This window comes from Prevotella sp. HMSC073D09 (assembly GCF_001814145.1).
Classification (GTDB): domain Bacteria; phylum Bacteroidota; class Bacteroidia; order Bacteroidales; family Bacteroidaceae; genus Prevotella; species Prevotella conceptionensis.
This window is the reverse complement of sequence record NZ_KV815008.1, coordinates 7400-33818: the sequence shown is the minus strand read 5'-3', so window position 1 is coordinate 33818 and position 26419 is coordinate 7400. Positions and strand designations below refer to the sequence as shown.

General features: G+C 48.9%; 16 protein-coding genes and 1 pseudogene. 4 read left to right on the top strand and 13 right to left on the bottom strand.

Annotated elements, in window-relative coordinates; all coding sequences use genetic code 11:
- Positions 1-946: 946 nt before the first annotated feature.
- The 9 genes from HMPREF2955_RS00370 to HMPREF2955_RS00330 all read right to left on the bottom strand — a co-directional run bounded on the left by HMPREF2955_RS00370 (position 947) and on the right by HMPREF2955_RS00330 (position 15526).
- Complete coding sequence (locus HMPREF2955_RS00370) at positions 947-2095, bottom strand: peptidase associated/transthyretin-like domain-containing protein (RefSeq protein ID WP_070719881.1); 1149 nt, start codon at positions 2093-2095, stop codon at positions 947-949.
- A gap of 189 nt (positions 2096-2284) precedes the next feature.
- Complete coding sequence (locus tag HMPREF2955_RS00365; protein WP_070719879.1) at positions 2285-4417, bottom strand: M6 family metalloprotease domain-containing protein; 2133 nt, start codon at positions 4415-4417, stop codon at positions 2285-2287.
- A 64-nt stretch (positions 4418-4481) separates the two neighbouring features.
- Positions 4482-7184, bottom strand: a complete 2703-nt coding sequence (locus tag HMPREF2955_RS00360; protein WP_070719877.1) for a 3'-5' exonuclease — start codon at positions 7182-7184, stop codon at positions 4482-4484.
- 30 nt (positions 7185-7214) lie between these two features.
- Positions 7215-7871 carry a carbohydrate-binding family 9-like protein gene (locus HMPREF2955_RS00355; protein WP_070719875.1) on the bottom strand — a complete coding sequence of 219 codons (657 nt, stop codon included), beginning with the start codon at positions 7869-7871 and terminating at the stop codon, positions 7215-7217.
- A 93-nt stretch (positions 7872-7964) separates the two neighbouring features.
- The gene (locus tag HMPREF2955_RS00350; protein ID WP_070719917.1) at positions 7965-9053 is read right to left on the bottom strand and encodes a phosphotransferase enzyme family protein; all 1089 of its coding nucleotides are present in this window, start codon (positions 9051-9053) and stop codon (positions 7965-7967) included.
- Positions 9054-9353: 300 nt separating this feature from the next.
- Positions 9354-11351: a glucosamine-6-phosphate deaminase gene (locus HMPREF2955_RS00345; protein ID WP_070719873.1), complete on the bottom strand. Its 1998-nt coding sequence runs from the start codon at positions 11349-11351 to the stop codon at positions 9354-9356.
- 4 nt (positions 11352-11355) lie between these two features.
- The gene (gene nagB, locus HMPREF2955_RS00340; protein ID WP_070719872.1) at positions 11356-12141 is read right to left on the bottom strand and encodes a glucosamine-6-phosphate deaminase; all 786 of its coding nucleotides are present in this window, start codon (positions 12139-12141) and stop codon (positions 11356-11358) included.
- Positions 12142-13924: 1783 nt separating this feature from the next.
- Positions 13925-14938, bottom strand: a complete 1014-nt coding sequence (locus HMPREF2955_RS00335) for a M48 family metallopeptidase (protein ID WP_070719870.1) — start codon at positions 14936-14938, stop codon at positions 13925-13927.
- 21 nt (positions 14939-14959) lie between these two features.
- Positions 14960-15526, bottom strand: coding sequence for a LemA family protein (locus HMPREF2955_RS00330; protein ID WP_044259974.1), 567 nt, complete (start codon positions 15524-15526; stop codon positions 14960-14962).
- Between the two features lie 727 nt (positions 15527-16253).
- On the opposite strand from HMPREF2955_RS00330, the gene HMPREF2955_RS15500 reads away from it, so the two are divergent.
- Complete coding sequence (locus HMPREF2955_RS15500) at positions 16254-16487, top strand: hypothetical protein (protein WP_139145430.1); 234 nt, start codon at positions 16254-16256, stop codon at positions 16485-16487.
- Here HMPREF2955_RS15500 and HMPREF2955_RS00325 read toward each other — a convergent pair.
- From HMPREF2955_RS00325 to HMPREF2955_RS00315, 3 genes are read right to left on the bottom strand one after another with little or no spacing between them, the layout of a single operon-like run.
- Complete coding sequence (locus tag HMPREF2955_RS00325) at positions 16448-17611, bottom strand: SusF/SusE family carbohydrate-binding protein (RefSeq protein ID WP_070719868.1); 1164 nt, start codon at positions 17609-17611, stop codon at positions 16448-16450. The two genes, HMPREF2955_RS15500 and HMPREF2955_RS00325, sit on opposite strands and share 40 nt — an antisense overlap.
- A gap of 19 nt (positions 17612-17630) precedes the next feature.
- Complete coding sequence (locus HMPREF2955_RS00320; protein ID WP_070719867.1) at positions 17631-19220, bottom strand: RagB/SusD family nutrient uptake outer membrane protein; 1590 nt, start codon at positions 19218-19220, stop codon at positions 17631-17633.
- Positions 19221-19242: 22 nt separating this feature from the next.
- The gene (locus HMPREF2955_RS00315; protein WP_070719915.1) at positions 19243-22257 is read right to left on the bottom strand and encodes a SusC/RagA family TonB-linked outer membrane protein; all 3015 of its coding nucleotides are present in this window, start codon (positions 22255-22257) and stop codon (positions 19243-19245) included.
- A gap of 694 nt (positions 22258-22951) precedes the next feature.
- Between HMPREF2955_RS00315 and HMPREF2955_RS00310 the strand changes: the two genes are divergently transcribed.
- From HMPREF2955_RS00310 to HMPREF2955_RS16055, 3 genes are all read left to right on the top strand, one after another.
- Positions 22952-24109 carry a LacI family DNA-binding transcriptional regulator gene (locus HMPREF2955_RS00310; protein ID WP_246830017.1) on the top strand — a complete coding sequence of 386 codons (1158 nt, stop codon included), beginning with the start codon at positions 22952-22954 and terminating at the stop codon, positions 24107-24109.
- Between the two features lie 103 nt (positions 24110-24212).
- Entirely contained in the window at positions 24213-25547 is a 1335-nt protein-coding gene (locus tag HMPREF2955_RS00305; protein ID WP_083317585.1) for an MFS transporter, read from the top strand.
- A 325-nt stretch (positions 25548-25872) separates the two neighbouring features.
- On the top strand, positions 25873-26100 hold the full coding sequence (locus HMPREF2955_RS16055; RefSeq protein WP_157462661.1) for a hypothetical protein: 228 nt from the start codon (positions 25873-25875) through the stop codon (positions 26098-26100).
- 76 nt (positions 26101-26176) lie between these two features.
- Here HMPREF2955_RS16055 and HMPREF2955_RS16410 read toward each other — a convergent pair.
- A pseudogene (locus tag HMPREF2955_RS16410) lies at positions 26177-26419 on the bottom strand (hypothetical protein); the annotation flags it as partial.

The window sequence follows — 26419 nt, the reverse complement described above, 5'->3', positions numbered from 1 at the left end:
GGTGCAAAACGCAGGGTAAAATGCGGCTAAATGGGAGGAGATAAGCATAAAAATACACCGCAATTGTATAAATAAAACCCTTTCGAACCATGAAACACATGGCTCAAAAGGGCAAAATAGTCGTTAAAAAGTATGATTTTAGGGGCTAAAAGTGAGTTTTTGGACCTGAAAAATTATGAGTTGGCAACCAAACTAGAAAGGCAAAATGGTGCAAAATGCAGGTAACTCCCCAAAAAACGGGATGAAAAAGAAACCAGTAAAACTAAAAAATATGCCCAATAGCATGCTTTTAACCCTCTATTTTCGCTAGAATGGAGTGTCAGACAATACATCATTTGTAAAAGTATATTACTTATTTTAACTTTGCAAGGTGGGGAGTTGGTAAGATTATTAGTTTGTGAGTTGGTAAGGTTGTTAGTTTATGAGTTGGTGAGGTGTTAGGTTGAGAGTTGGTGAGGTGATAGGTTGAGAGTTGGTGAGGTTGCGAGTTTATGAGTTTATTGGTAGTGAATCAGTGGGGGTTATGGGTGCATAAGCTTGTGAGCTTTTGGAGTTTTAGGTTTAATAGGCTTGTGAGCTTTTGGCGTTTAATAGTTAAAATGAAATGGTTTTGGAATTATGTAGCAGAGATTTGGGAGTTCTAGTCAACAGGAATAAGCTTGTAAGTTGGCAGCTTTATAAATTAATGAGGTTTCGGGTTGTGGCCTAACAGGAATGGTTTTGCAAAGCGTTTGCTCTCTTGCCAAACTTCAAAAGAGGTTTTTACCTGGTCTTTAATGGCCAACATTCAAAAGGGGATTGCAAATCCCCCAAAGGCAACAACAACGTTGTTCAAAGGAGAAAGGGAAGTAAAAGTTGCACCATCATTAATACAAACAATCATGTGGCCTAGCATTTTGCCGACACCTACAAAACAACAAGAAACACAGGCCTCTACATAATACCCCTAATACACAACGTATTCTTTCTCTATTCCCTGCAATTGTTCCTCGATCTGCCGTTCTTTCCTTGTGATTATCAACTTCATATACCAAGGTTCGGGGAGCGTAAGGAATGGCAGAGCAATGCCATCGCCTGTCGGCGTGAACGTTATTTCTGCCTCAGAAGAGTCGAACTTAGTACCTGCGTACTTGCCTTTCTTCGATTCGGCGAGAATGTAAGCCTTGTATCTGCACGATGACAGGTAACAACCAGCATCGGAAACATAGTATGTTGACGACTGTTGAACAACCCATTTGGCATATTTCCACCCCATAAGCAAGCCAAATGCACTGCGAGTAAAGCTGTTGGTGTTGTTGTTTACGTTGTAACTTAGGCCCATATTGCGCACAACAGAGAGCACTTGGCATTGCGCCGTGTCAACAGTAATGTAGCCTTTATCCTCATTGCCATACTTCACTGATTTGAAGTAAAGCTGAACAATGTTTTTGTTAGGGTTGCTAAAAGCATCGTTCACCTGAAACAAATGGTGCTTAATGAACTTCCCATCCAATTCGTCTACAAAGTCATGATAAACCATCCGTTTCATATTGGCAAAGTCGCAACCTGCCGTTTTATCTTTGAAATGAATGTAACCAATAGCGGGTTTAACCATAAAGAGCCTTTTTTCTGTGGCGGCAGGCACACATATCACACCCGTATTCTCAAACCAATAGCCGCTGCTGTCGCTGGTGTTTCGCGTCTGATAGCTGTAATTGAAGTTCTTTCGCACAGCTCGGTATGTGCTTTTCTTCTTTAATACGAACTTTTCTAGAAAGCTACGAATCCATTGTGGCTCGGCATTGCCAACCACAATCTCGCCTAAAAGCCGCTCTTTGGATGTAAGAAAGACGGTATCGGGTAAGACATTGAGTGTGCACGAGGCGTAACTAACATGGCTAACGGTGAGTTGACGAAAGGGGAAGTTAACGATTGCCACGCCCTTTTCATCGCTTGTTGTGCCACGGAACTTACCCTCTTCGGCCTTAAAAACATTGGCATACGGAATTGGTGCCTTGCTTACGGCATCGCAAATCACCGTCTTAGATTGCGCCAACACCTCTCCCCATGCTATGAAAATGCCCCAAAAGGCAAGTAACATTGCTTTTTTCTTCATCGTTTATATTGTTCAAGAAACATCATTACTTCCTTATTTACACACCCATAAGGGGCACATCCCCCCAAAAAAGCGTGTAGACCACCGCCCACTAGAAACAGGCAACAGCCCCCAAATGCACCATCGCAACAAGACATATCATCCCCTCTCCCCTTGGAGAGGGGCTGGGGGTGAGGCTAATTGCCATTCCTATTTCACCACCTTCTTACCATCCACAATATATACCCCCTTGTTTAGCGCATTGATATTGGTGCCAAGATACACGCCATCGAGACTATATATGCGGCCAGAGGTGGCGCGAGGGACGGGCTGGGCTGTGGGAATGTCGGTGATAGAGGTGGTGGCAGGGCGCTTAACCAGCAGCTCGTCGAGGAAGAAACGGCGCTGACCATTGCGCATACTGAGACGTAACAAACCGCTGCCCTTAACGGTAAGCGTGAAGGTTTGCCACATGCGGTTGGGCAATTTGAGTCTGGTTTCAGACAGCTGTACCTTTGGATTGAGGCTAAGCACAGTTAAACTACCCTCCTCGTTGTTCCATGCGGCGGCCTTAAAGGTGATGGTGCTGCCATCTTCAACGTAAAACAAGGGGGTGCTTTCAACAATGCCGTACTTCGTACTCGAACCAATCAGGGCACAACGACTACCTGCCGACGTGGCCTCGGGTACCGAGAAACGCCAGCCTTCGTGGTCGGGCTTGAATTTACTAGCACCAATATAGCCGCTCCACTTGCCGTCGTTGCCGCCCTTGCCTTCGCAACTGTCAAACGATTCGTAAAACAGCGTGTCGCCCTTTAAACCTTTTGGGCGCAAGTTGTCTATGCGGAAGGCGAACGAGGCGTTGCCTTCGCCGTTGATTTTAATACCCAACACCGACTTGTTTAGCCTGTAACGCTCGTCAAAACCAGAGGTAAAAACCGAGGCCGCAGGTAGCGATGTGGCCGTAATACTATCGTTTCCGGCTTGCGGATAGGGTATGCTGTCTTGCGCACTCAATATCTTTCGTTGGCGATTGTCGGCCGGAACAAGGGTGCAACGCTGATGTTGGGGGTTGACATTCACACGATTTGTCTGCCAGTCCGTTTGGTCGAAGTCTACGTGGAGCATCACCAATCCCTCGCCAGGTAAATGCGAATCCCAACCACTTCGTTGCCTATTCTCCAACAAATAATACTCATCGGCATTGGCATCGTTGCGTATAATGAACGCCTCGCCATGCTCGCTTAGCGGTTTCATGCCTGTAATGGTGGTGTCGCGCGTTAGTTCTTGGGGCGTTAACCAGCCCACAAACATCTTTTCGTAGCTGGTATAGCCCGCCGGAACATAACCTTCGCCATTGTAATTACCAGCACTCATCAAGTCGTAAAAGCCCATACCAAGACTTTCTTTCCCAGAAGTGTCGTACATATCGGGCAGTCCCAGGCAGTGTGTAAACTCGTGGCAAGCCGTTCCAAAGCCGCCCAAACTGGTGGAATTAGGGTTTAACTCGTTGCTGCATGCGTAGGTATTAATCAACGGATGGCCGTCAATCCGCAACACCCTACCGTAATCGGAGTATTGCAAAGCCCACTCGTGTGGCCAAATGGTGTTGCTGCCACCACCCGATGCCTGCCCATAACCGGCATAGATAACCAACACTTGGTCGACTACATTGTCGCCATCCCAGTCGTAATCGCGAAAGTTCACGGAGTCTTTAATGGCCAAACAAGCCTCGGCCACCATCTGCCCGGCCCGCACATCGCTGCGCGAACCACGCCAATCGAGCGTATCTTTGCCATAATAGGCCATGTTGTGGCGCAGCTGAACGGGGCCTACCACATCGAAAGAAAGATGGAACAGGCCGTTACTTTGGTCTTTAAAGTAGTCGTGCAGACTTCCGCGGTGTCCGTCTTTATAGGTAAAGCCCACCTCGTTGGCCATTCGCGAAAGCAAAGACTTGGTGTGGGCAGGCTGAAAACGCACGTCGGTGAAGTTAACCAGCACGATAAGCCCCTTGCGTTTGCCCACATGTCGGCGCGAAATGCCTACTGTGCGAGTGGCGGCAGCAGCGCGGCGGGCGTTGTTTTGTGCAATTCGGGTGGCCGCTTTCGCCCGCACAGCCTCTACGTTGGCAATGGGTGTGGCCACGCCTTCATCGTCTACGTTATAGCAAACGCCACGAGCATCGCGCCAATAGTGCAGGTTTTCGTCGCCCACTTGTTCAAGTCGTATCTCTGTTCCATCGGCAAGCTTGGCCGTTCGCCATATCCCAGGCATGGTGGGAATGGCAAAACCAACAATTACAAGGGCTAAAAAGGCAAGGATAAGAAGTTTTACTCGCATATATTATGATATGGTATGGGTGTGCGTTGGGATGAAAAATAAAGCAGGAAAAGACATCGCAGGATTAACCACCAGCAAAGAGATGCAACACAGGCCGCATGAAAGGGGTTAGTTCGCAGGGCCGCGACGTGCCGTTGTATGCCTCGCGCGACAGTGCCCACGACACGAAAAGGCGCCGCTTGGCCCGTGTCATGGCCACGTAAAACTTGCGCGCATCTTCGCTTGTTTGCCGCTCATCGGTGCGCGTATAGAAGTTGGGGTAACGCCCATCTACGGCATCGAATATCAGCACATTGTCGAATTCCAACCCCTTGGCCTTGTGAATGGTGGTTACGTAGATGCGTTCGGCAATGAAATCGCTGCCGCAAAGGTCGGCCTCTTTCAAGGTGTTCAACTCCATGATGTGGGCTTGCAGTTGCTGAACCAAGGCTTGTGCCTCGTCGCCGGCAAGCATGTTGCCCTGCAAATAGGCCTCAACATAGGCGATGTTGGCCACGGGCTGGATGTGGTTTTCTTCGAGAAGGAAGGTGTAGAAATCGTTTATTACCTGCACCAGGGCAGGCTTTGAGCCCTCGATGGGCACGCAATAGAGCCGTGCATAGTGGGCATTGAAAAGCTCGGCATAACGTTGGCGAAACACCGCGGCACAATGTTGCACGCGCTGGCGAGCCAGAAATTGCTGCTGGGCAGGTATCATCTCGGCTACCTTTTGCCTGCAATGGCCCACCAAGCTTACCGTGGCTTGCACGTCTTCGTCGGCCAAGTGCGAGTTTGTTCCTTCCAAATGCAGCACTTCGAGCAAGGCTTTAAGCTTGTATTGTTTAAGGCCTGGCTGGAGCAACCGAATGATTTTGAGCGAATCGAAGTATGTGGGATGGGTGGCATGCAGGTCTATCGAGGGGCAATAGCGTTGCAAATTGAATCGGAGAATGTTGTAATCGAAGTCGGCATTGTGAGCCAACAGCATGCTGTTGCCCACATATTGCATAAAGCTTTGCAGGGCCTGTGCGGCAGGCAGACAGGTGTTGCGCTGCAATTCGGCCACAATGGGGTTGGGAATGTCGCCAAGCATGGCAGGAATGGGGCGTTCTGTCTTGATGAAAACGTTGAAAGCCGACCTCTCCACCACGCATCCGGCACGCATTTTCACGGCCGCAATCTGCACGATGTCGTCTTCAAAGACGTTCAGACCCGTGGTTTCGGTGTCGAAAACCACTATCTCTTCGGTATCGAAACAATGGGCGAAACGCTCGATATAACTAGATTTATCGGCCGAAAGCAGGTCGGTTGGCAGCATGGCACAGCGCAAAAGGGCTTGCACAAAGTTGCGTGCGGCAGCGTTACCTTCGAATACGCGCAAGCCTTTTAGCAGCCTAGCCCAAGCAATAAAGTTGTGAGCGTTGGCCAATATGTTAAGGTGGGCGAAGAGTAGCTTTACCTCTGGCGAGGCGAAGAGGTCTTGCCCCGACACCTTGAAATGGCTCAAACCCTGCGCATGAAGTGCGCGACTAAGGTCGTCGGCATCGCGATTGGCGTTTACAATGATGGCCGTTGTTTCGTTAGGATTTTGTGTTTGCAAGTTTCCTGCCAGCCGTGCAACGTCCTTATACTCGGTGTCCAACACGTTACTGCTCACCACTTGCAGTTCGTTTCCTGTGCCCATGTCGCTGTTGTCGGCCTCGGGTAGCAGTCGTTCGTCGATGTTGAGCATGGCTTTGGCGTAGGTATTGAACACGTTGAGCAAGTATTTTGGCGAACGATGGTTAACAGAAAGGTGGTGAACATTGGTTCCGCAACGCTGCCTAAGTTGGTTAAGCGTGTCTAGTTTCGCCCCCATAAAGGAGAAAATGGCCTGTTGTTCGTCGCCCAGAAACATCACCGTGGGGTTTTCTTTGGCCGTTAGCGCATCGACAATGGCTAGCTGCAGGGGGTTAAGGTCTTGCACTTCGTCTACCTGCAACCATGCGTATCGCCGATAAACGCCCGCTACGTCGGCCACGAGTGCATCGTAAGTAAGGAGCAAAAGGTCTTCAAAATCAACCAGTTTGTTCTCTCGTTTGTAGTCTTCGTATTGCTTGGCGAACTTCATTTTGCGCAAAAGGGCCACCACAAGACAAAGTGCGGCGTAGTCTATCTGTGCGCCCTGCAACATGGTTTCGTAGGTGGAGGCGTGCAGATAGATGTCGGTCATGGCCTGCGGTGTGAAGTCTATGCGGTTCAGTTCGCACAACTTGCGCATGGCATGCACGTCTTCGGCCGACAAGCAGTCGGCGTGTAGGCGCAAGTTTTTGGGATGTGCTTGCGCAATTTGGTGCATCAGGTGCGACAAGAAGATAATTTCAAAGTAGTCGCGCCGGCGTTTAAAGCTTTCGGCCACCTTCATTTCGTCTTCCTCGGTGTAGCGCGCAAGGATGCTCAGGGCATCGTCGTCGTCGATAACCGACGTCTCGGCGGCAATCAATCCGTTGTCGTATAGAAAGCGCGAACAAAAGCGATGCACGTTGCCTACGTACACTTCGGCCGCGGCAACATCGTCGATGTTGGCCTTTATGCGTTCTACCATACCGCGTGCAGCACGGTTTGTGAAGGTAAGACACAGCATGTCGGCGTAGTTCACTCCGTTTTTACGAGCCAAGCGCACGCGTTCGGTAAGTATTTGTGTTTTTCCGCACCCCGGCGGAGCCAACACAAGGTGAATGCCTTGTTGCAAGTTTATCACCCGTTGTTGGCTTTCGTCGGGTTGCCAAGCTTGTGTGGTATTGGACATATTCGTTGATTCGAAGGGGACGAAGAGGGGTTAACGAGCGAAAGAAATGGTGCCGAAGAAGGGCGGACAATGGAAGTCGGGCTTGGGCAAAGCAATGGGATTCCAGGATAAGAAGTGGGGCTTTTGCGTCTTATCGCCACATTTATAGAAGTTGGCACGCATGCTGTTGCCCTGCAATTGCAAGTTGGGGTGGTGCATAAAAAGGCTTGTGGGAATGACCAAGGCCATCTGCCACCGGCATCGCCCCACCCTTTCGTCGAATGGTTGACGACCTAATGACGACCATCGGCCAACCTTTTGCAACACGTCTGCGGGCAAATGCTGCCGCCCTTCGCGGCCAGGACCGAAACCAACAAGGAGTGTTCCTGCGCAATTACACTCGATATTGTAATACGTTCCATCGTCGGTAGGACTGACAAAGAACTCACAACACGAGTCTTCCCACACGCGTCCGTTATCCGTTGGGGCAACGGCACGCACGCTATCTTCTTCTACTTGGAAGTTTAGCAGTATCTTATCGCCGAGATAAGCCATGCGAAACGCCACGTTGGGCTTGCAAGGGAAAGCCTCCACCCAATTGACATTGCCGATGGTTTCAAAGGGAATTTCGGCCTTATCGAGCAGCGATGGCACGTTTTCGGCCTTCACATCGCTGGCAGAAATGGACTTTACAATATAGTTATTCATGCTTTGGAAATTGGTGTTAGGGTGTAATTGGCCACGGCCCAACAGGGATGCAGCCCTTTGGTTGCACCCTTATTAGGCCCTAGCCACAATGATTTAGCATTCGGCGATAAAGCGTTGCATCTCCTCTTCGTGCGAACAAACGCTGTTGAACAGTGCCAACTGGTTCTTGGCACGGTCGAGATTGTGTTCGGGATACTTGATTTTGTAGTACTCGTCGCCGTTGATATAATCGGTGAGGAAACGCACACACTGCATAAAGGGGAAGAGTTTGGCTGCGAAAGGCAGGTTTTCGCGCTCGATGGGTGTGAGGAATGCGCCTGCCGAAGTTAAGTAACCCTTGGTGAAAGCCTTAAAGATAGGCATATTGAAGCCCACGTTAGCGAGGTTTGGATCGTCTTCGGCGGTGTAGTTTGCGCCAGTGCGTAGGAAGTCGCCATAATCAGAAAACACAAAGCTTGGCATCACCGTGTCGAGGTCGATAACGCAAAGGATGTTGCCATCGGCATCAAACAGCATGTTGTTTACTTTGGTATCGCAGTGGCAGATGCGCTTAGGCAATTTGCCTTCTCGGTAAAGCCGTTCGGCCTTGCACATCTCTTCCATGCTGCGATTAAGCTCCTCAACCATGTCTTTCACCACAGAAAGCCGCTTAACGGGGTCTTTCTCCACGGCCTCTTTCAGCTGTCGGGCACGCAATTCCATGTTGTGGAAATCGGGAATTGTTTCTCCCAACTGCGCGGGGAGGTCTACAAGGGCGGCCTCGAACTGTCCGAAAGCCAAACCAGCGGCATGCGAATATTCTTCGTTCACCGTCTCGTATGTATAGGCATCGGGTATAAACAGCATCATTCGCCAATAAGTATCGTCGGTTTCGCGCCAATAAGTCTTGCCCGTTTCGGCCTTGATGAAGGTCAGCACGCGGCGGTCGATGTCGGTTGCGGCCTGCTCTTCCAGTTTCTTTCGCAAGTGCGCGGTAACGGTCTCGATGTTTCGTTGCAGCAGTTCCACATCTTTAAAGATGGCATTATTGATGCGTTGCAACACGTAACAGGGAGCGTTCGGTTCGTTCATCGTCACCTTGTAGGTGTCGTTAATCAGTCCGTTTCCCAATGGTTTCACGCTCTTAACGGTGCCATTCACGTTGAAATGCGACACCAGTTGGAGCAAATTCTTTTCTTCCATGATGATAATATGATCGTTTAGATTAGGCAAAATCCCCATTGGGTTTATTCTTAAATACGCTACACTGGTGCAAACGCATCGCAAGAATAAGTCCAACGGGGATTTAAATGGTATTGTCTGTATGGTGAGGGCGAACGGTTAACGTGCAAACTCGTCAATTTATCAACTCGTTAGCTGGTCAACTTACTACCTAGTCAACTTGCTAACTCGACAACTTTTCAACTTGTTAACTTGTCAACTCGTCAACTTGTTAACTGTCTAAGTCGTTAACTGGTCAACTCCCATTCCCCTCTTTATCCGCTACATCTCCTTGAACTTATACTCAACGAAGGCCTCCATAGCCTCGTAACAAGCCAAGCCAAGCTTATCGTATAGTGCAGCAGTACCGCGGTTTCGGTCTTCCGAACGCTGCCAGAAGAGGCGTTCGTCGTTGCCCAAGAAAGGCGCGCTCTCCATTTGCGACTGATGTTTGAGGATGGAATTGCGTTTAGCGCGCAACTCTTCGGGGCTCATGGGCACACACATTTCGATGTTCTCGATTTCCCATTCGGCCCAAGCGCCACGATACATCCACACACGACAGTCGTCGAGCCACTTCTCTCCGGCCTTCAACTCTTCGTCTATGGCGGCGAAAACGGCGTCGGTACACTTCTTGTGCGTACCATGTGGGTCGGCCAAGTCGCCTGCAACGTATATCTGATGCGGCTGAATGCCGTGGATAAACTCGCGAACCACCTTTACATCGGCCTCGCCCATAGGCAGTTTCTCTATCTTACCCGACTCGTAGAAAGGCAAGTCGAGGAAGTGAACACGCTCCAAGGGGATGTTGTTATACGTTGAAGCCGTGCGGGCCTCACCGCGACGGATAAGCCCCTTGATGGTAAGAATGTCGCGCGTATCGCCAATACTGTCTTTCTTCTCTTTGAGGAAAGCCTTTATTTCGCGATACTTATCCTTGATAACCGTATCCGAATCGCCTGCGAACAGCTGATTAAAGCCATTGATAAAGTGCATAAAGCGCGTTACCTCTTCGTCTCCAACTGCGATGTTGCCCGATGTTTGGTAAGCCACATGTACCTCATGACCCTGCTCTACCAGTCTGCGCAGCGTTCCACCCATAGAGATTACATCGTCGTCGGGGTGCGGCGAGAAGATAATCACACGTTTAGGATAAGGCGTTGCACGCTCTGGGCGATAGGTATCGTCGGCGTTAGGCTTACCGCCAGGCCATCCCGTGATGGTGTGTTGCAGGTCGTTAAATATCTTGATGTTGGCATTATAGGCCGAACCATACAAAGCCAAGAGTTCGCTTAGTCCGTTCTCGTTATAGTCTTTGTTTGTAAGTTTGAGGATGGGTTTGCCCGTAAGCTGACACAACCAAACCAAAGCCGAACGCACAAGCTTATCTGTCCATTGGCAAGAAGTTACCAACCAAGGGTGCACAATGCGCGTAAGGCGCGACGCTGCGGGCAGGTCGATTACCACGTTGGCATCCTTATGCGTCTGCAAGAACGAGGCGGGCAGCACGTCGGTGATTTTCTCTTCCACCGCTTTCTGTATAATGTCGGCCTTGTCTTCGCCCCACGCAGTGAGGAAAATCTTACGTGCGCCGAGGATGGTAGAGATGCCCATGGTGATAGAACAGGGCGGAACGGCCTCCTTAGAGCCAAAGCTCAACGTCATTTCTTCGCGCGAAACGGCATCGATAAGTATCAGGCGCGAGCCCGAAGTAAGCACACTGCCGGGTTCGTTCGTGGCGATATTGCCCATACGGCCCACGCCAAGCAACATCACATCAATGCCGCCCATGTCGGCAATGCGCTGCTCATACTGCTTGCAACTGCTGTTCACCATCTCTTGCGGCACCGTTCCATCGAGCGTAAACACGTTTTCGGGAGCGATGTCCACATGGTTGAGGAAACGTTCGCGCAATTGGGTAATGCTGCTATGCGGATTTCCTTCGTTCAGTGGGAAATACTCGTAAGCGTTGAACACAGCCACACGCGCAAAGCTCAGCCCATGTTGCTTGTGCAACTTGATAAGCTCGTCGAACACGGGCGTTAACGAATTACCCGTTCCCAACCCCAGCACACAAAGCTTGCCTTGGTCGTTCTTAAACTTGATTTCGGCCTCGATAGCCCGTGCGATATGTTCGGCACCCTCTTCAATTTTTGGGAAGATATTGGTGTTTATTTTCTCGCAACGTGTTATTTCAGAGCGTTCGACGGCGGTTTTAGGATTGTAATATTCTTCGGGAATTTTGTTTAGAACAATTTCCGAACTTAGGTTAAGTCTCATATCGTTAAGCCCTTTCTATGTCTTTAAAATACTTGTAAGTACCAACTTTCAGTTCGTCGGTGGCAGCCTCGTCGCAAACGATGATGGCATCTTCGTGCATTTGCAGCGCGCTAACGGTGCGCATCTGCGTAACGGGGCCTTCAACGGCATCGCGCAAAGCGCCGGCCTTACCGTGTCCGTTGATAAGTACCATCACTTGGCGTGCATCCATAACGGTGCCTACGCCCACAGTGAGCGAGAAACGGGGCACTTTTTCGAAGTCGTTATCGAAGAAACGCGAGTTAACCACACGGGTGTCGTGGGTTAGGGGCATGCGCCTGGTGCGCGAAGTGAGCGACGAACCGGGTTCGTTGAAGGCCAAATGGCCGTCTACACCCACACCGCCGATAAACAAGTCGATGCCTCCTGCGGCCTTGATAGCCTCTTCGTATTGGCGACATTCGGCCTCCCAATCTTCTGCATTGCCGTTAAGGATGTGCACGTTTTCTTTGGGACAGTCGATATGGTCGAACAAGTTGCGGTACATAAACGAGTGGTAGCTTTCGGGATGCTCAACGGGCAGTCCCACGTATTCGTCCATATTGAACGTAACTACGTTTTTAAACGACACCCTACCCTCCTTGCATGCCTTTATCAAAGCTTGGTACATGCCTACGGGAGTTCCGCCCGTGGGCAATCCCAACACAAAGGGGCGTTCCTTAGTGGGCGCTGCCTTGTTAATACTTTCAATGACGTGTTCAGCTGCCCAATTGGACAGTCCGTCATAATCTGCCTTTATTATTAATCGCATGGCTTTTTAAATATAAATTTGTTTGTAAGATTATGAACTGCAAATATACACAAAATAAGCCTAATAAGGGCAAGTAAAATAGAGAAAATCTAAGTAAATGGTGTTTTTCCTCTTTCATGAGGATGCCGTGTGGGCGTATGCAGGCGAATTTGACAGTTGGCCTTTGCAATTCGCTCTGGATGAATAGGCTTGCGGGTTGGCCTATTGGCGGGCTTTGGCGGCTGCCTGTTTGCGAGTTGATGTGCGGGTGCGAGATAATGAAGAACGCTGCTCTTGCCAGAGGTATGCGATTAGATGCTCGGTTTAAAAACGGGGAATAGACTTACAAACTTATACACCTGCGAACCTTAACAACTCGTAAACTCACAAACCTCATTGGTTTAATAACTCACAAACTCATAAACTCATGAGCTTAACAACTTATTAACGCACAAACCACATAAGCTTAAAAGCTCATTAAACTTATAGATCTATGAACTTAACAAATCAGAAACTCACAAACCTTATAAGCCTAACAACTCGTTAAACTTTTGAACCTATGAACTTAACAAATCAGAAACTCACAAACCACATAAGCTTAACAACGCATTAAACTTATGAATTTGTGAACTTGACAACTCATTAACGCACAAAACTCATCAGCTTAGTAACTCACAAATTCACCTCCTCACAAATCTTAAAACGATGCGATATATTTTACAAAACACACCTCGTTCGCCAACCCATTCTAGCGAAAACAGCGGGCTAAAAGCATGCAATTAGCTGTCTTTACAGCCTTACGACGCTCTGCCTTTAGTCCAATTTTAAGAAAATAACCTGCATTTTGCACCACTTTGCCTTTCTAGTTTGGTTGCCATCTCGTATTTTTTCAGGTCCAATTACCCACTTTTAGCCCCTAAAATGCCACTTTTTAATGGGTATTTTGCACCTCTTGAGCCATGCTTTTAATGGTTGGAAAAGGTTTTGCCTATCTCTCTGATGTGAATATTTATGCTTTTCGCCTCGCATTTAGCAGCATTTTGGCTTGCGTTTAGCACCAAAACGCACTGCATTTAGCACCAAAATGCACTGCGTTTAGCACCAAAATGCACTGCGTTTAGCGGCAAAATGCACTGCGTTTAGCGGCAAATCGCAGTTAATTTAGCCGCAAATAGCCCAATAACTGGTGCAAATGGCGGTTTTATGCAAGGCATATTCATTTTGTTTGCATTTACAACTTAGCCCGTTTTGCATCAAAACTAACCCTCGCGAGAATCATTTTTTTGTAGCCAGGTGGACACTTGGTGGATAAAAAGGCACTCATAATGTTAAAAATCTTGCTGAAAAGAAGACAAAAATCTGGTTGACGAGAGAACGAATTGACAAGTTAACGAGGGGACAATAATAGAAGTTAACAAGAGGACGAGTTAACAAGTTGGAAAAGCTATGAGAGAAAGAGAGAATGCGTTAACAAGAGGGGAAGGAAACAAGAGGACAAGGAAACGAGTTGACAAGAGGACAAACTGACGAGGGAACGAGTTGACAAGCCGACGAGATTACAAGCTTATTTCGCAGGTAAAAGCCAAAGGCAGAATGGCTGCGAAGCTTTACAGACCTATGAATTTACGGACTTGCGAACTCAAAAAACAGTAAACCCAAAAGCTCATGAGCTCAAAAAAAATAATGAACACAAAAACTTATGAACTCAAACAAATATGAACTCAAAAACTCAAAAGCTCACAAACTTACAAACTCAAAAGCTCATAAACTCAAAAGCTCATGAACTCAGAAATTTAAAATAAGCCTAGAATTGTTCGAGAATAGCAATGCGTTTCTCTGGGTCGGGGTGCGTACTGAACAGGCCTTCCACAAATCCCAACAAGCCAAGGTCCATTTCATCGGGGTGAACGATGAAGAGTTGAGCCACGTCTTCGCGGTTAACGCTATCCAAACCAGGGTTTCTGGATATTTTTTTTAATGCCGATGCCAATGCCAAAGGATTGCCGCACAATTCTGCTCCGCCAGCATCGGCCATGTATTCTCGCTTTCGCGAAATGGCAAAACGGGTGAGCAAGGTGAAGAAATAGGCAATGGCCGCACATATCACCACCACAACCAGCACAATAAATGTGGCCGCCATGCCATTGCGATTGTCTTTGTTGCTGCTGCTGCGCGAGTGCGAGCCGCCACTAATCATAAAGCCGTAAAGCAGACGGGCAGCCACCATCATCACCGTGCTGACAATGCCAACGAACACGATGCTGGTGATAAGCAGGCGCGTATCGCGATTGCGTATGTGGGTTAGTTCGTGCGCCAAGACACCCGCCAGTTCGTCGTCGTCGAGCATATCCAACAGTCCTGTGGTTACGGTAACGGCATAGGTGCGTTTGTTTATGCCGCTAGCGAAGGCGTTTAGCTGGTTGTCGTCGACAACATAGATGGCCGGCATATCCATGTTGCAGGCCATGCAGAGGTTTTCAACGATGTTGTACACGCGCGCATTGTCTTTTCGGGTAAGCGGTTTGGCCTGAACCACATGCTGTATCATGCTTGCATTGAAGAAATAGGCTATCAGGAACCACACGCCCACGATGCCCACAACCCACGGAAGCACTTCGACGAAGGTTGTTAACACGGCATGAAGGTCTAACTGGCGATGAAACTCGCCATTGACATCATAGTAGCCGTTACCAAAATAGTTGACCACAGCGAGGATAACCCACACCATACCCAAGATGATGATGGGAAAGAGCAGCAACAACAACAGGCTGAGCGTGTTGTTGCGGCTAATCTGCGTTTGCATTCCTACGTACTTCATGCGTTGTAAGGCGTGGGTTGATTAGAACTTAACTTCGGGTGCGCGCTCCACTTCTGCGCGCTGACTGTCGGGAATCTCGAACATGGGTTCTTTTTGGAAACCAAACATCTTGGCAAAGATTACCGAGGGGAAGGTCTGCACGGCATTGTTAAGTTCGCGCGTGGCCGAATTGAAGAAACGGCGAGTTGCTGCTAGCTTGTTCTCGATGTCGGCCAGTTCGGTTTGCAGCTGCATGAAATTGGCGTTGGCTTTCAGTTCGGGATAAGCCTCCATCGAGACCTTCAAGCCCGACAAGGCACTGGTAAGCATATTCTCGGCGGCTATCTTGTCGTTGATGCTTGTAGCCCCCATAGCAGCGGCGCGCGCTTCGGTTACACGCTGAAACACGCTTTGTTCGTGTGCGGCATAACCTTTCACTGTGCCCACTAGCTGCGGCACAAGGTCGTGACGCATCTTCAATTGCACGTCTACATTGGCAAAGGCGTTCTCGCGATTGTTGCGAAGTTTCACCAAATTGTTATACAATGCCACGCCCCAAATCAGGAGCAACACGGCCACTACAATGATAACGATTGCTGTTGCACTCATTGGATTATTAGTTTTAATGTTAAGGCGTTGCATCACGAGGAGACTCGCGCATGTTGTACGCCCAAAAATCGTATTCAATAACTATCAAGTTGCCTACCTCCGGCATCGCCCCACGTAAGCACGACATGGCATGCACAAGGGAAATGCAGAACACTAGGTGCTGCAAAGATAGCGTAAAAAAAACATACCGCAAAGAAAATGTAAACAAAATTGGGATGATATGCAATTGCACATGAATATGCAAGCAGCCGAATTAGGCACAAGATTTGCTAAATGCGACATCTGCTTTGCCGCAACATAGCCAAAGCAAGCCAAGCATTACCCTTGCACGCACACACAGAAAAGGCAGTTATAAAGCAGATATTAAAACCTAAAAACCTAAACGCGCAACATCTTGCAAACATGGAATAGAACGTTGTAAATGCACCACTTACAGAAAGCAAGACAGAAAAAAAGAAAGGGGGCGGCATAAGCCGCCCCCTTTACAAGGCATTTCAGTTTTCTATGCAGTAGATTATTTCGGTTTTCGTTTCAAATGTTTTGGAAATCGGTCGTATTCATTAAACTGATGCAAAGGTACACATTAATTAAACAAGGTGCAAATATTTCTAAAAGAAAATAAAACTCTTTACTTAAATTCTTCCCCTATTGTTATTTTGTTTTCCTATTTATGCTATACAACATAAAATACAGATACTTTCATTGCATGATTATTACTTAATAGCTAATGACTAGATTAATTGCAATGGCTCGTGAAGAGGAAAAACAGAACAATTGGCAACGTAAACTCATGCACGACAACATCCGCCAAAACCAACTTTGCATCCCTACAACGAACAAGGCCATACCCAAGCCTCATGGAAGAGACGCAGGTATGGCCTTGTTAAATGCTATGCTCTCGGCATCAGCCGAAACAGCTCATTATTTGTATGAACCCTTACCAGTTGAGAAGTTCAAATGACAGCGTTGACCAGCAGTTACTGGGATTTCTTCTGGGTCTTTTTCATCGTCGCCACGATAAACAATGTCGCCGGCTTTGTTCACGATAAACTCGCTCTTCCACCATTCGAAGTCCTTAAGCTTTACGCACATGCGAACATTATCCGTAGCAACGAAAGCGGGCGAAACAAACTCGCCGCCGGCCGCTGTGGGTGCAGTGAACATATTTTCTTTCTTGCAATCCCAGTTGCCAATTGTAGGACCTTGCAGGTAAACTTCTGGTTTTTCGAAACTAACGGTACGCTTTTCGCCATCGTTAGTAACGACAACGAGATACCAACCAGCATTACCAATCTTAATATTTCCTCCTGCATCACTGGGACTAGCCCCTGCATGGTCGGTGATAGTGGCGTTAGCCGCGCCAAACTCATTTTCCCACTTAGGATTGGGAGCGAACTTAAACTCTTCACCAGCCTTGAAATAAACCATCATCCAGAAGGTGGGTACGCCCTTACCTTGCTTTCCGATGGTACCTCTTACTGGCGTAAGCGGCTTCCAGTTATCTTTAGTTTTACCCCAGTCATATTCACTACCCGTGATATAGCATTGGGTAATTTTGGGTGGCAACTTTACATACTTAGGAACAACAGTGAACTCTATCACATTAGAGTGTAGTGAAACGACATTTGGCAATGCTGCCTTTACGCGCATATACACCTTTTGCGTGGCTGGCAATTGTTCGGGCTTTTCCCACTGCCCCACTTGCATAATGGCCAGAGCCAAGTCGTCGTTGGTGATGGTGGCCTTGTTTAGGGGGAAGATGGTGGAAATCTCGGCATAGTCGGCCACGACTTTACCACTAAGGTCGGCCGCCTCATCAGCTGGCGATGCGGTGAATTTGCCCGTGTTAGACACTTCAAGGGTGTAGTTCACCTTGGCAAAATAGCCAAAGTCGGGCTTTTCCCATGCGAAATTAAATTGGGCAGCGTTGTTCAAATTCACTTGCGAGGATACAAATGCAGGCGTTTCCATCTTAAATGCTGTCGGCACTTTGATAGTGGGGTTATCGTCCCTATCGTCCGAACAGGCTGCCATCACAAAGATACCGCCCAGCAGCATCAAGGATGTTTTTATGATTTTATTCATGTTTGTCTGAATTAATGGTTTAATATCCAGGGTTCTGCTTCAAGTTAGGATTAACGGAGAGATCGGAAACAGGCAAGGGGAAGATGTTGCGACGGACGTCGAAGGTGCGTCCATTAGGCGCTCCACCTTTCCATGACCACATATAATTGTTGTCTCCACCAAAGTATCCATAACGGATAAGGTCGGTGCGGCGTTGACCTTCAAAATAGAATTCGCGGCTACGCTCGTTGAGAATTTCGCGCAACGAGAAACCACGGAGTTCAGCAGCACCCGAGCGTTTGCGCAATTCATTAAGATAGGTAACACCTTGTGCTGTGGCGTTTCCACCATTAAGGCGAGCCGTTGCCTCAGCGTATGCGAGGTAAGCCTCGGCCACACGGAAGAAGAAGAAGTCGGTATCAACGTATTTTGAATCTGTTGCGGGCGAGCCGTCGCTCTTAATGCCTGTGAACTTCACTACCGAATAGCCCTTCTTAAAGTCCTTTATGGCAGCATCGTTGGGAATTTCCAATGTGCGATCTACTGCAAAGAACAAAGCACGTTTATCGCCGGCAGCATTCAATATGGTTGCTGTGTTTCCAGAGGGAACAGCTCCAGGGAAGAACTTCTGTACCAGTTCGCGACGTGCACGGTTTCCTGCCCACACTTCACCTGTGCCATGAGCGGGCATATCGTCTTTCCACGTTGATGCAATGAGGAACGTGGTGTTTCCGTATGCAGCAGTTTTATTTCCCTGTTGCAGCAGCGGCAGCACTGCTTCTACCGAGGCCCCGCTCTCGCCGTTGTCGCCCATAAAGAGCATTTGGTAAGCAGAATAGTTGGTTGTGCCTGCGGTAAAGAGCTTATAGTCCGACTTTATCACCTTCTCGGCATACTCGGCAGCCTTCTGCCACTGTGGAGTACCGCTGTAAACCTCCGCATTGAGGTAAAGGCGGGTTAGCAACATCCAGGCAGCAGCCTTATCTGCACGACCGTAACCAGCATCGCTAGACTTCTTGGCCTTTGGCTCGGACAAGAGCGGTTCAATCTCTAACAGTTCTTTTTCGAGCCATGCATACACCTCGGCCCGTGTGCGTTGCACGGGCTTTTCGGCACTAACGGTGAGTGGCAGAGCTATATTTCCGAAGGCATCCATGGCCAAATAGAATTGCAATGCGCGCAAGAAACGTACCTCGGCCGTACGCGTAGCATCTACGTTTGCTGCCACATCCAAGTAGTGGTTGCAAGCAGAAATGCCCGCATAAAGGCGGTTATAGTAGATGGCAAGGAAGGCATTGCTGGATCCTTGCTCGTTGGTGTTCATCGTAGCCACACCCGGGTCGGTCCACGAACAGATGGCTTCGTCGGTGGTTAGTTCGTTGGCATTGAAATATTGGCGCACTAAACCCGTCGTACCCGGGTCGTCGGCGGTAACAATAGACTTGCCGGGGCCTTCCAATCCCTCAATAGACAAATTGGCATAGCATTGGTTAAACAACGCTACTGGGTCCAGTCCCGTTCGCTTATTGGGGTCAATAGGCGTTACGTCGAGGTCTCCTATACACGAAGAAAGCCCAACGGTGAGCAGCATCGCAGCTGCTGGAAGGATGTTTTTAATATATCGTTTCATTGTAATTTCTCTTTTGGGATTGTTAGAAATTCAAGCTCAATCCAAGTATGAATGAGGTGGGACGGGGATATAGCTCATAGTCGAGACCGCTGAACACTTCGGGATCCAGCCCTTTATACTTGGTAATGGTGAAAACATTGGATGCAGTGGCGTAGACACGGCCGCTAAGTCCGTGCCAAGAGCCCGCCTTCATGAGATTGTTGAAGCTGTAACCCAAAGTGATGTTGTCGCAACGCAAGAACGAGGCGTTACGCACGAAGTAGTCGCTTTGTGTCCAGTCGCTGGTTTGCCAATTCAGCTGGCGTGCTGAAAGTGGGCGTTGCTCGAGGAATCCACCCGTCCACAGCTGGCTCATGTCGCTTCGGCTGGCTTCAACATCGTTATACACGTAGTTTCCGATACTTGCGCGGAACGACATGCCCAAGTCCCAATTCTTATATTCAAGGCGCGAAGCGAGACCCATCGTTACAGGTGGGGCTGCTTGCTTGTAGAAATAACGGTCGTCATCGTTAATAATACCATCTTGATTGCGGTCTACAACAGCACCTTCAATGGGCTTTCCGTTGGCATCGTAAGCTTGCTGATACACATAGAAAGCAGTAGCGGCACGGTCTACGGCGTATGCCAATATCTTTCTTCCCGTTCCGCTGTGTATCGATGCGCCAGTCTCTATGGGCTTAGAGTTTGCGCCAACCAGTTCGGTAATGCGGTTTTGGTTGAAGGTTACGTTGTAGTCGAGTGTCCAATACCAGTCTTTCGTTTGGATAGCTTTCCAACTTAACGTAGCCTCGACACCCGTATTGCGCAGTGCGCCGATGTTGGTGTTCACGCGGTTGTCAAAGTTCGTACCGGCTGCTGCGGGTGCAAAGTTGAGTAAGTCTGTGGTCTTACGGTAGTACCAATCGATGCTTCCGCTAAGCCTTTGGTTAAGAATGCCCCAGTCCAGACCCACATTGAAGGTGGTTGTTGTTTCCCAAGTGAGGTTCGGATCGTAGGCCTGCGGCATGGCCAACCTACCATCTTCGAGTATGGGATAGAAGGATTGTGTGCCCGTGTTGATGTTGTAGATGGCGAAATAGTTATAGTCGCCAATGCCTTCTTGCTGTCCGGTCTTACCCCAACCCAGCCTAAGCTTGAGGTCCGAGACTGCGTTAACGTCTTTCAAGAAGCCTTCTTCCTTGGCCTTCCATGCGAAAGCGAACGACGGGAACCAAGCCCAGTGTTTCTTAAAGCGCGAAGAACCGTCGTCGCGCACCGTTGCCGTAAAGAAGTAACGGTTAAGCAACGTGTAGTTGGCACGGCCGAAGAACGACACCAAGTAGTTCTCGGTGCGCGAGTGATAAGGCACGTGCGGGGTTTCTTGACCAGCCTTCGACTTATGACCCGAGCCATAGTAGCCAGTATAATCACTTGTCTCGTTACGCCAGAAATGCTGCCACTCGTAACCAGCCATGATGTCGAAGTGGTGTTTCTCATTGAAGTCTTTGAAGTACTGTGCGTACATGCTGAGCGAGAGATTGCGTTTCAGCTTGTTGGCCGAACCATAGCTACCATAATAGAAAGCTTCGGGTGCAGTGGGGGGTACGCGTTTGTTTTGTGTACCCTCAGAAACGTCGGCGCCAAGGGTAAGGTGCAGGCGCAGGTCTTCAAAGCCATGAACCTTATAGTCGATGTCTGCACTTCCCACGAACGAGCGGCTGTAAGCTCTTTCGTAATGCAATGCCAATGCGGCAACAGGGTTGGTGGGAGCTAAGTTGTTGTTGGCGTAATCGTAATTCTTGTCATCGAGGAAACCACCTGGCGAACGCCACTGGAAATAACCGGCGAAGTTGCCGCTCTGGCGACTAGCTCTATCGTAAATGTTTTGCGTAGGGTCGAAACGGAAAGCATCGTTAATGGCAGCATAGTTAGGATAATTCGTTTCGGCGAACATTCCTTTGGCGTTGAGGTTCATCGTCAGGTGGTCGTCGAAAAGCGAAGGATTGAGGTTCAAGGCTGCCGTAACACGTTTGAAATCGGAAGTTTTAAGGATACCTTGTTGTCCCGTATAGCCCACAGACACGCGGTAAGGCAAGTTCTTAATCGCACCTTGCACAGCTACATTGTGGTCGTGGCTCACGGCCGTACGGTAAATTTCTTTCTGCCAATCGGTGTTGGCTGTGCCCAATGCCTTTGCGGCATCGCTGCCTGCTCCGTATTTCTTCGTAATGAAATCGCGATATTCATCGCCGTTCATCAGTTTGAGCGAGTTGCTCTTAACACCAATGGTTACACTACCATTATAGCTCACTTGCGGAGCCATACCCTTGCGACCCTTCTTCGTGGTGATGATGATAACACCATTAGAACCGCGCGAACCGTAGATGGCCGTGGCCGAGGCGTCTTTCAAAACGTTGAACGACTCGATGTCTTGGGGATTAACCATCGACAAGGGGTTAGACAAACCCTGCACGCCATTTTGGTCCATGGCAATTCCGTCGATAACGATAAGAGGATTGTTAGAGGCGTTTAGCGACGAACCTCCACGAATACGGATGCTCGACCCTGCACCAGGTGCACCGCCGTCAGACGTAATGTTCACACCAGCCACCTTACCCGAAAGCATGTCTTGGGGGTTAACCACAAGGCCCTTGTTCTTCGAGTCGGGCTTCAAAGCCGTTACCGACCCCGTCAGGTCGCTTTTCTTCACCATGCCGTAACCAATCACCACCACTTCGTTCAGCGATTTGGCGGCATCGTCTTTCATAACGATAACCATGTTGGCACTGGCTGGCGCCTTTGCGTCGGAATAGCCGATGTACGACACCGTAACCTCGGCGCCTGCATTAGCGTTGATGCTGAAGTTACCGTCGATATCGGTAACCACTCCGCCTTCTTGTCCGGCGACACGCACCGTAGCACCCGTGATGGGTTCTCCGGTTGCATCTTTAACATGTCCCTTCACCACAATCTGCTGGGCAAAGGCACAGACGGAGAGGATAAGTCCACACACCAGCATGGCTATCCTTTGAGGCATCGCATTAATTAGCTGCTTCATCATTCTCAGTTTTTAAAAGTTTAAGTTATGCATTGTTTAAATTATAGTTGTCTGCTGTTATTATATATAAGGTACGCGCGCGCGTAAGAGGCCAATTTTTGCCCTTCTAAACGTCATCTCCAGCCTTTCAGGATATATCGTTCGCGGTTCGTCACCAATCCAAATAACTCTGTCGGTTTATTGTTTCGTCTAGGTTTGTCGAGCCCACGGTTTTTAATGAGCCACAACATCTGTCTTGCAAAAGTAGCTTTCTTTGTGTTAGTTTGTGCTTTTTTCGCAGAAAAAGCGCAAAATGTTTAGCGCAAACGTTTGCATAAAATAAATTGAAAAGCTTTATTAGGCGAAAAAGTATGTAAATGAAAAGCCCAGAGGAAACAAAAAGAGTTCCCGCTACCAACCAGTTAACGAACCAACCGGCTTTACCCTAAACATCCCTACAACCCACCAACCAATCTGCTTAAAAAACCATTACCCCGTCAACCTAAAAAACAACCAACCCGAAAGTTCACCAGCTCATCAACATAAAAACTTCTCCTAATATGCAGAAAACCATGAATAATTCCGCATAAAAAATAAGGAAATACAGAATAAATTTATATCTTTGCAAGGTCTACCTCTACAAAAAGCCTTCACAGAAAGGCTTAACAGACAACAACTACATGCGCTTTTTTGCGACAAAAGAGAATTTAGAATTATGGGAGAAATAGCATCTATCACGATGAAGGATATCGCAAGAGAGTTGAACGTCTCGGTTGCGACGGTATCGCGAGCGTTGAAAAACAGCCCGCGCATCAGCCGCCAACAACGCGAACGCATACAGGCCTACGCCAACGAACACAACTTCTCGCCCAACCTCATCGCCGAAAGCTTGCGCAACAGTAGGGTACGCCCGATGAAAATCATTGGCGTGATTGTACCCGAACTAACGCACTTTTACTTCTCTTCGGTTCTTGCAGGCATCGAAGGGGCTGCAGAAAAACAGGACTACCGCATCATGGTGGCCCAAAGCAACGAACAACACGAACGCGAAGTGAGCATCTGTAAGTCGTTCTTCGAGAACAAGGTGTGCGGCATCATCGTGTCGCAGGCCAAAGACACCACACGATACGCCCACTTCCAACACCTTATCGACAGAGGCGTGCCACTGGTTTTCTACGACCGAGTGTGCACAGGCGTAAACGCCAGCCGCGTGGTGGTAGACGACTATGCAGGAGCCTACACCGCCGTTAGTCATTTAGTGGAAACGGGTTGCAGGCGCGTGGCCTGCTTTAACTCGTCGATGAAACTCGAAATATCAAAGAACCGCTACAACGGTTACTGCGACGCACTGTTCAAACATGGCATAAAGGTAGACCCCTCACTGGTGTTCCAATGCGACAATCGTTCAGATGCAGAGCGCATCGCGCCCGAAGTGTTAGACAGGGACGACCGTCCCGACGCCTTCTTCGCCGTTAACGACGATACGGCCATCGGCATACTCTACTCGGCCAAACGCAAGGGCTTTCGCATTCCCGAAGACATCAGCGTATGCGGATTTACCAACGGACAGCGCGCCGTGGCCTGCGACCCAGCCCTAACCACCGTAGACCAACATGGGTTTAAAGTGGGCGAAGCGGCTGCCGAGATACTCATGCGCCACGTGGAGGGACATATCGAGAAAGGAAAGACAGAACGGAGAGTGGTTCGCACCCGACTAGTAGTGAGAGACTCTACACGCCCCGTTGCCACATCCATAACCGAACAACTGGCGCGAACCCTGCCAAAGGAAACCAACACGGCGCACAACAACGGCAAAGACCTGGACAAACAGCCCCAAGCATCCGAGGAAAGCAAGGCGCAACAAACGGCCTAAGCCACGCCATCCCCCCACAACGTGCACCCAACCATACATGCCCACACCCAACATTCAGTGAGGTGCAAAAAACATTAACGTCGAATTACGAATACAACCATATATGAACAATCAACTGAAAAAGAAACCCGACCTGGGCTTTTGGAAACTATGGAATCTTAGTTTCGGATTTTTCGGCGTGCAGATAGCCTACGCCCTACAAAGTGCCAACATCTCGCGAATATTCGCAACGCTGGGCGCCGACCCACACGACCTTAGCTACTTTTGGATACTTCCGCCGCTGATGGGCATACTTGTGCAACCCATCGTGGGAACACTCAGCGACAAAACATGGACTCGTTTCGGCCGTCGCATACCTTATCTCTTTGTGGGTGCAACGGTTGCCGTGCTGGTGATGTGCCTCCTGCCCAATGCCGGTTCGCTTGGCATGACGGCAGGCATGGCCATGATTTTCGGCCTGACGGCACTCATGTTCCTCGACACAAGCATCAACATGGCCATGCAACCCTTCAAGATGCTGGTTGGCGACATGGTGAACGAGAAACAAAAGGCCTTGGCCTACTCCATGCAAAGCTTCCTCTGCAACGCCGGTTCAGTGGTGGGTTTTATCTTCCCCTTCTTCTTCACCTTCATCGGCATCAGCAACATAGCCGCAGCAGGTGTCGTCCCCGACTCGGTTATTTGGTCCTTCTACGTGGGCGCAGCCATACTTATACTCTGCGTTATCTACACCACATTGAAGGTTAAGGAGTGGAACCCGAAAGAATATGCCGAATACAACCAACTGGAAAAGCCACTCGACAAGGAGAAAACCAACGTCTTTGCCCTCCTGCGCAACGCCCCAAAGACGTTCTGGACCGTAGGATTGGTGCAATTCTTCTGCTGGGCAGCCTTTATGTACATGTGGACCTACACCACAGGCTCTATCGCCGACACCGTTTGGGGCGTCGACATGCAGCTACATTCGGCCACCAGCACGCCCCAATACCAAGAGGCAGGCAACTGGGTGGGCATACTTTTCGCCATTCAAGCCATTGGCAGCGTGCTATGGGCAGTGGTGTTACCCAACATCCGCAACCGCAAAACGGCCTATGGCCTTTCGCTATTGCTGGGCGGCATCGGCTTTTTGATGGTACCCTACATCACCGACAAGTACCTCATGTTCGTTCCTTTCATTCTCATTGGCTGCGCTTGGGCCGCCACATTGGCCATGCCCTTCACCTTCGTAACCAACGCCTTGGAAGGTAAAGGACACATGGGCGCATACCTAGGTCTGTTTAACGGCACCATTTGCGTACCCCAAATCATCGCCGCCGCCTTGGGTGGCACGTTGCTACATCTGCTGGGCAGCGTGCAAAGCCACATGATGATGGCCGCAGGCGCGATGCTTATTATCGGCACTTTCTGCGTGTCGATTATCAATGAAAAAGAGAAATAAAAAACAGCGTATAGAACCTTATACGCCCCACTTAACGCACACATGCGCCAACTACCACTAGCAGTAGTTGGCGCATGTTGTTTGCCCAGCTGGCTGCCACCATCTGTCTTACGCCCAACACACCTAAACAACATAACAAAAGCGTGTGCCGATGCAAGGTTCTGACTATCTCAACATTGCTTGTTTCAGGTTCAATGCGCCCCGCCAAATCGTTAAACTATGCAAAGTTGGCCAACATATCCACTTAATGCAACGTTTTCGTTAAGCCAAATGAACAATGTCGAGCTTGCTCGAACATTGTCATGGCGAGAAAACGCACTTTTCGATGAACGAGAAAAGAACCATTTACGACAATATCTTCACTGCAAAAGATGCACTTAGCAGAAAGATACAGAACCGTTTCAGTTGGGGAGCAGGTCTCCGTTTCGGAATAGAAGTTAAAGACAAGTATCAGTTTATGCTAGGGTACGACAGGGGTTTCAACAAATTCAGTTCATCTTTTGGCAATTCAAGAATGAACCTTTTCTCTGCCTCTGTTGCTTACATGTTTTAAAAACGCTATGCCATTCAACTTCATCCGAACAAGCATAGTTGTAAAATGCTAACGGCAAGCAAACAAAGGGGCGGCCTTATCGGGCACGCCCCTTTATTTTGCACGCATCATCAAGAACATTTCTCACCTTGTACGAACATTCATACGCGCACAAGAGCGAGAAAAGTTTCCTGCGGATGAAAGCAGCGTTAAACCCAAATCGATCGTTAGAGCCGTTTAGATTTTGTGTATTGTTGAGCACATTGCCTATCTTACTCTTGAAGGCGTAGTGTACTACGACAAAAGAATAAGACAGGCAAGATGCCGACAAGCAAACAAA

What these genes read in the sequence shown, in the direction of transcription:
- HMPREF2955_RS00370 (WP_070719881.1), bottom strand. Translation starts at nt 2,095, where the DNA reads ATGAAGAAAAAAGCAATGTTACTTGCCTTTTGGGGCATTTTCATAGCA.
- HMPREF2955_RS00365 (WP_070719879.1), bottom strand. Translation starts at nt 4,417, where the DNA reads ATGCGAGTAAAACTTCTTATCCTTGCCTTTTTAGCCCTTGTAATTGTT.
- HMPREF2955_RS00360 (WP_070719877.1), bottom strand. Translation starts at nt 7,184, where the DNA reads ATGTCCAATACCACACAAGCTTGGCAACCCGACGAAAGCCAACAACGG.
- HMPREF2955_RS00355 (WP_070719875.1), bottom strand. Translation starts at nt 7,871, where the DNA reads ATGAATAACTATATTGTAAAGTCCATTTCTGCCAGCGATGTGAAGGCC.
- HMPREF2955_RS00350 (WP_070719917.1), bottom strand. Translation starts at nt 9,053, where the DNA reads ATGGAAGAAAAGAATTTGCTCCAACTGGTGTCGCATTTCAACGTGAAT.
- HMPREF2955_RS00345 (WP_070719873.1), bottom strand. Translation starts at nt 11,351, where the DNA reads ATGAGACTTAACCTAAGTTCGGAAATTGTTCTAAACAAAATTCCCGAA.
- nagB (WP_070719872.1), bottom strand. Translation starts at nt 12,141, where the DNA reads ATGCGATTAATAATAAAGGCAGATTATGACGGACTGTCCAATTGGGCA.
- HMPREF2955_RS00335 (WP_070719870.1), bottom strand. Translation starts at nt 14,938, where the DNA reads ATGAAGTACGTAGGAATGCAAACGCAGATTAGCCGCAACAACACGCTC.
- HMPREF2955_RS00330 (WP_044259974.1), bottom strand. Translation starts at nt 15,526, where the DNA reads ATGAGTGCAACAGCAATCGTTATCATTGTAGTGGCCGTGTTGCTCCTG.
- HMPREF2955_RS15500 (WP_139145430.1), top strand. Translation starts at nt 16,254, where the DNA reads ATGACTAGATTAATTGCAATGGCTCGTGAAGAGGAAAAACAGAACAAT.
- HMPREF2955_RS00325 (WP_070719868.1), bottom strand. Translation starts at nt 17,611, where the DNA reads ATGAATAAAATCATAAAAACATCCTTGATGCTGCTGGGCGGTATCTTT.
- HMPREF2955_RS00320 (WP_070719867.1), bottom strand. Translation starts at nt 19,220, where the DNA reads ATGAAACGATATATTAAAAACATCCTTCCAGCAGCTGCGATGCTGCTC.
- HMPREF2955_RS00315 (WP_070719915.1), bottom strand. Translation starts at nt 22,257, where the DNA reads ATGAAGCAGCTAATTAATGCGATGCCTCAAAGGATAGCCATGCTGGTG.
- HMPREF2955_RS00310 (WP_246830017.1), top strand. Translation starts at nt 22,952, where the DNA reads ATGGGAGAAATAGCATCTATCACGATGAAGGATATCGCAAGAGAGTTG.
- HMPREF2955_RS00305 (WP_083317585.1), top strand. Translation starts at nt 24,213, where the DNA reads ATGAACAATCAACTGAAAAAGAAACCCGACCTGGGCTTTTGGAAACTA.
- HMPREF2955_RS16055 (WP_157462661.1), top strand. Translation starts at nt 25,873, where the DNA reads ATGAACGAGAAAAGAACCATTTACGACAATATCTTCACTGCAAAAGAT.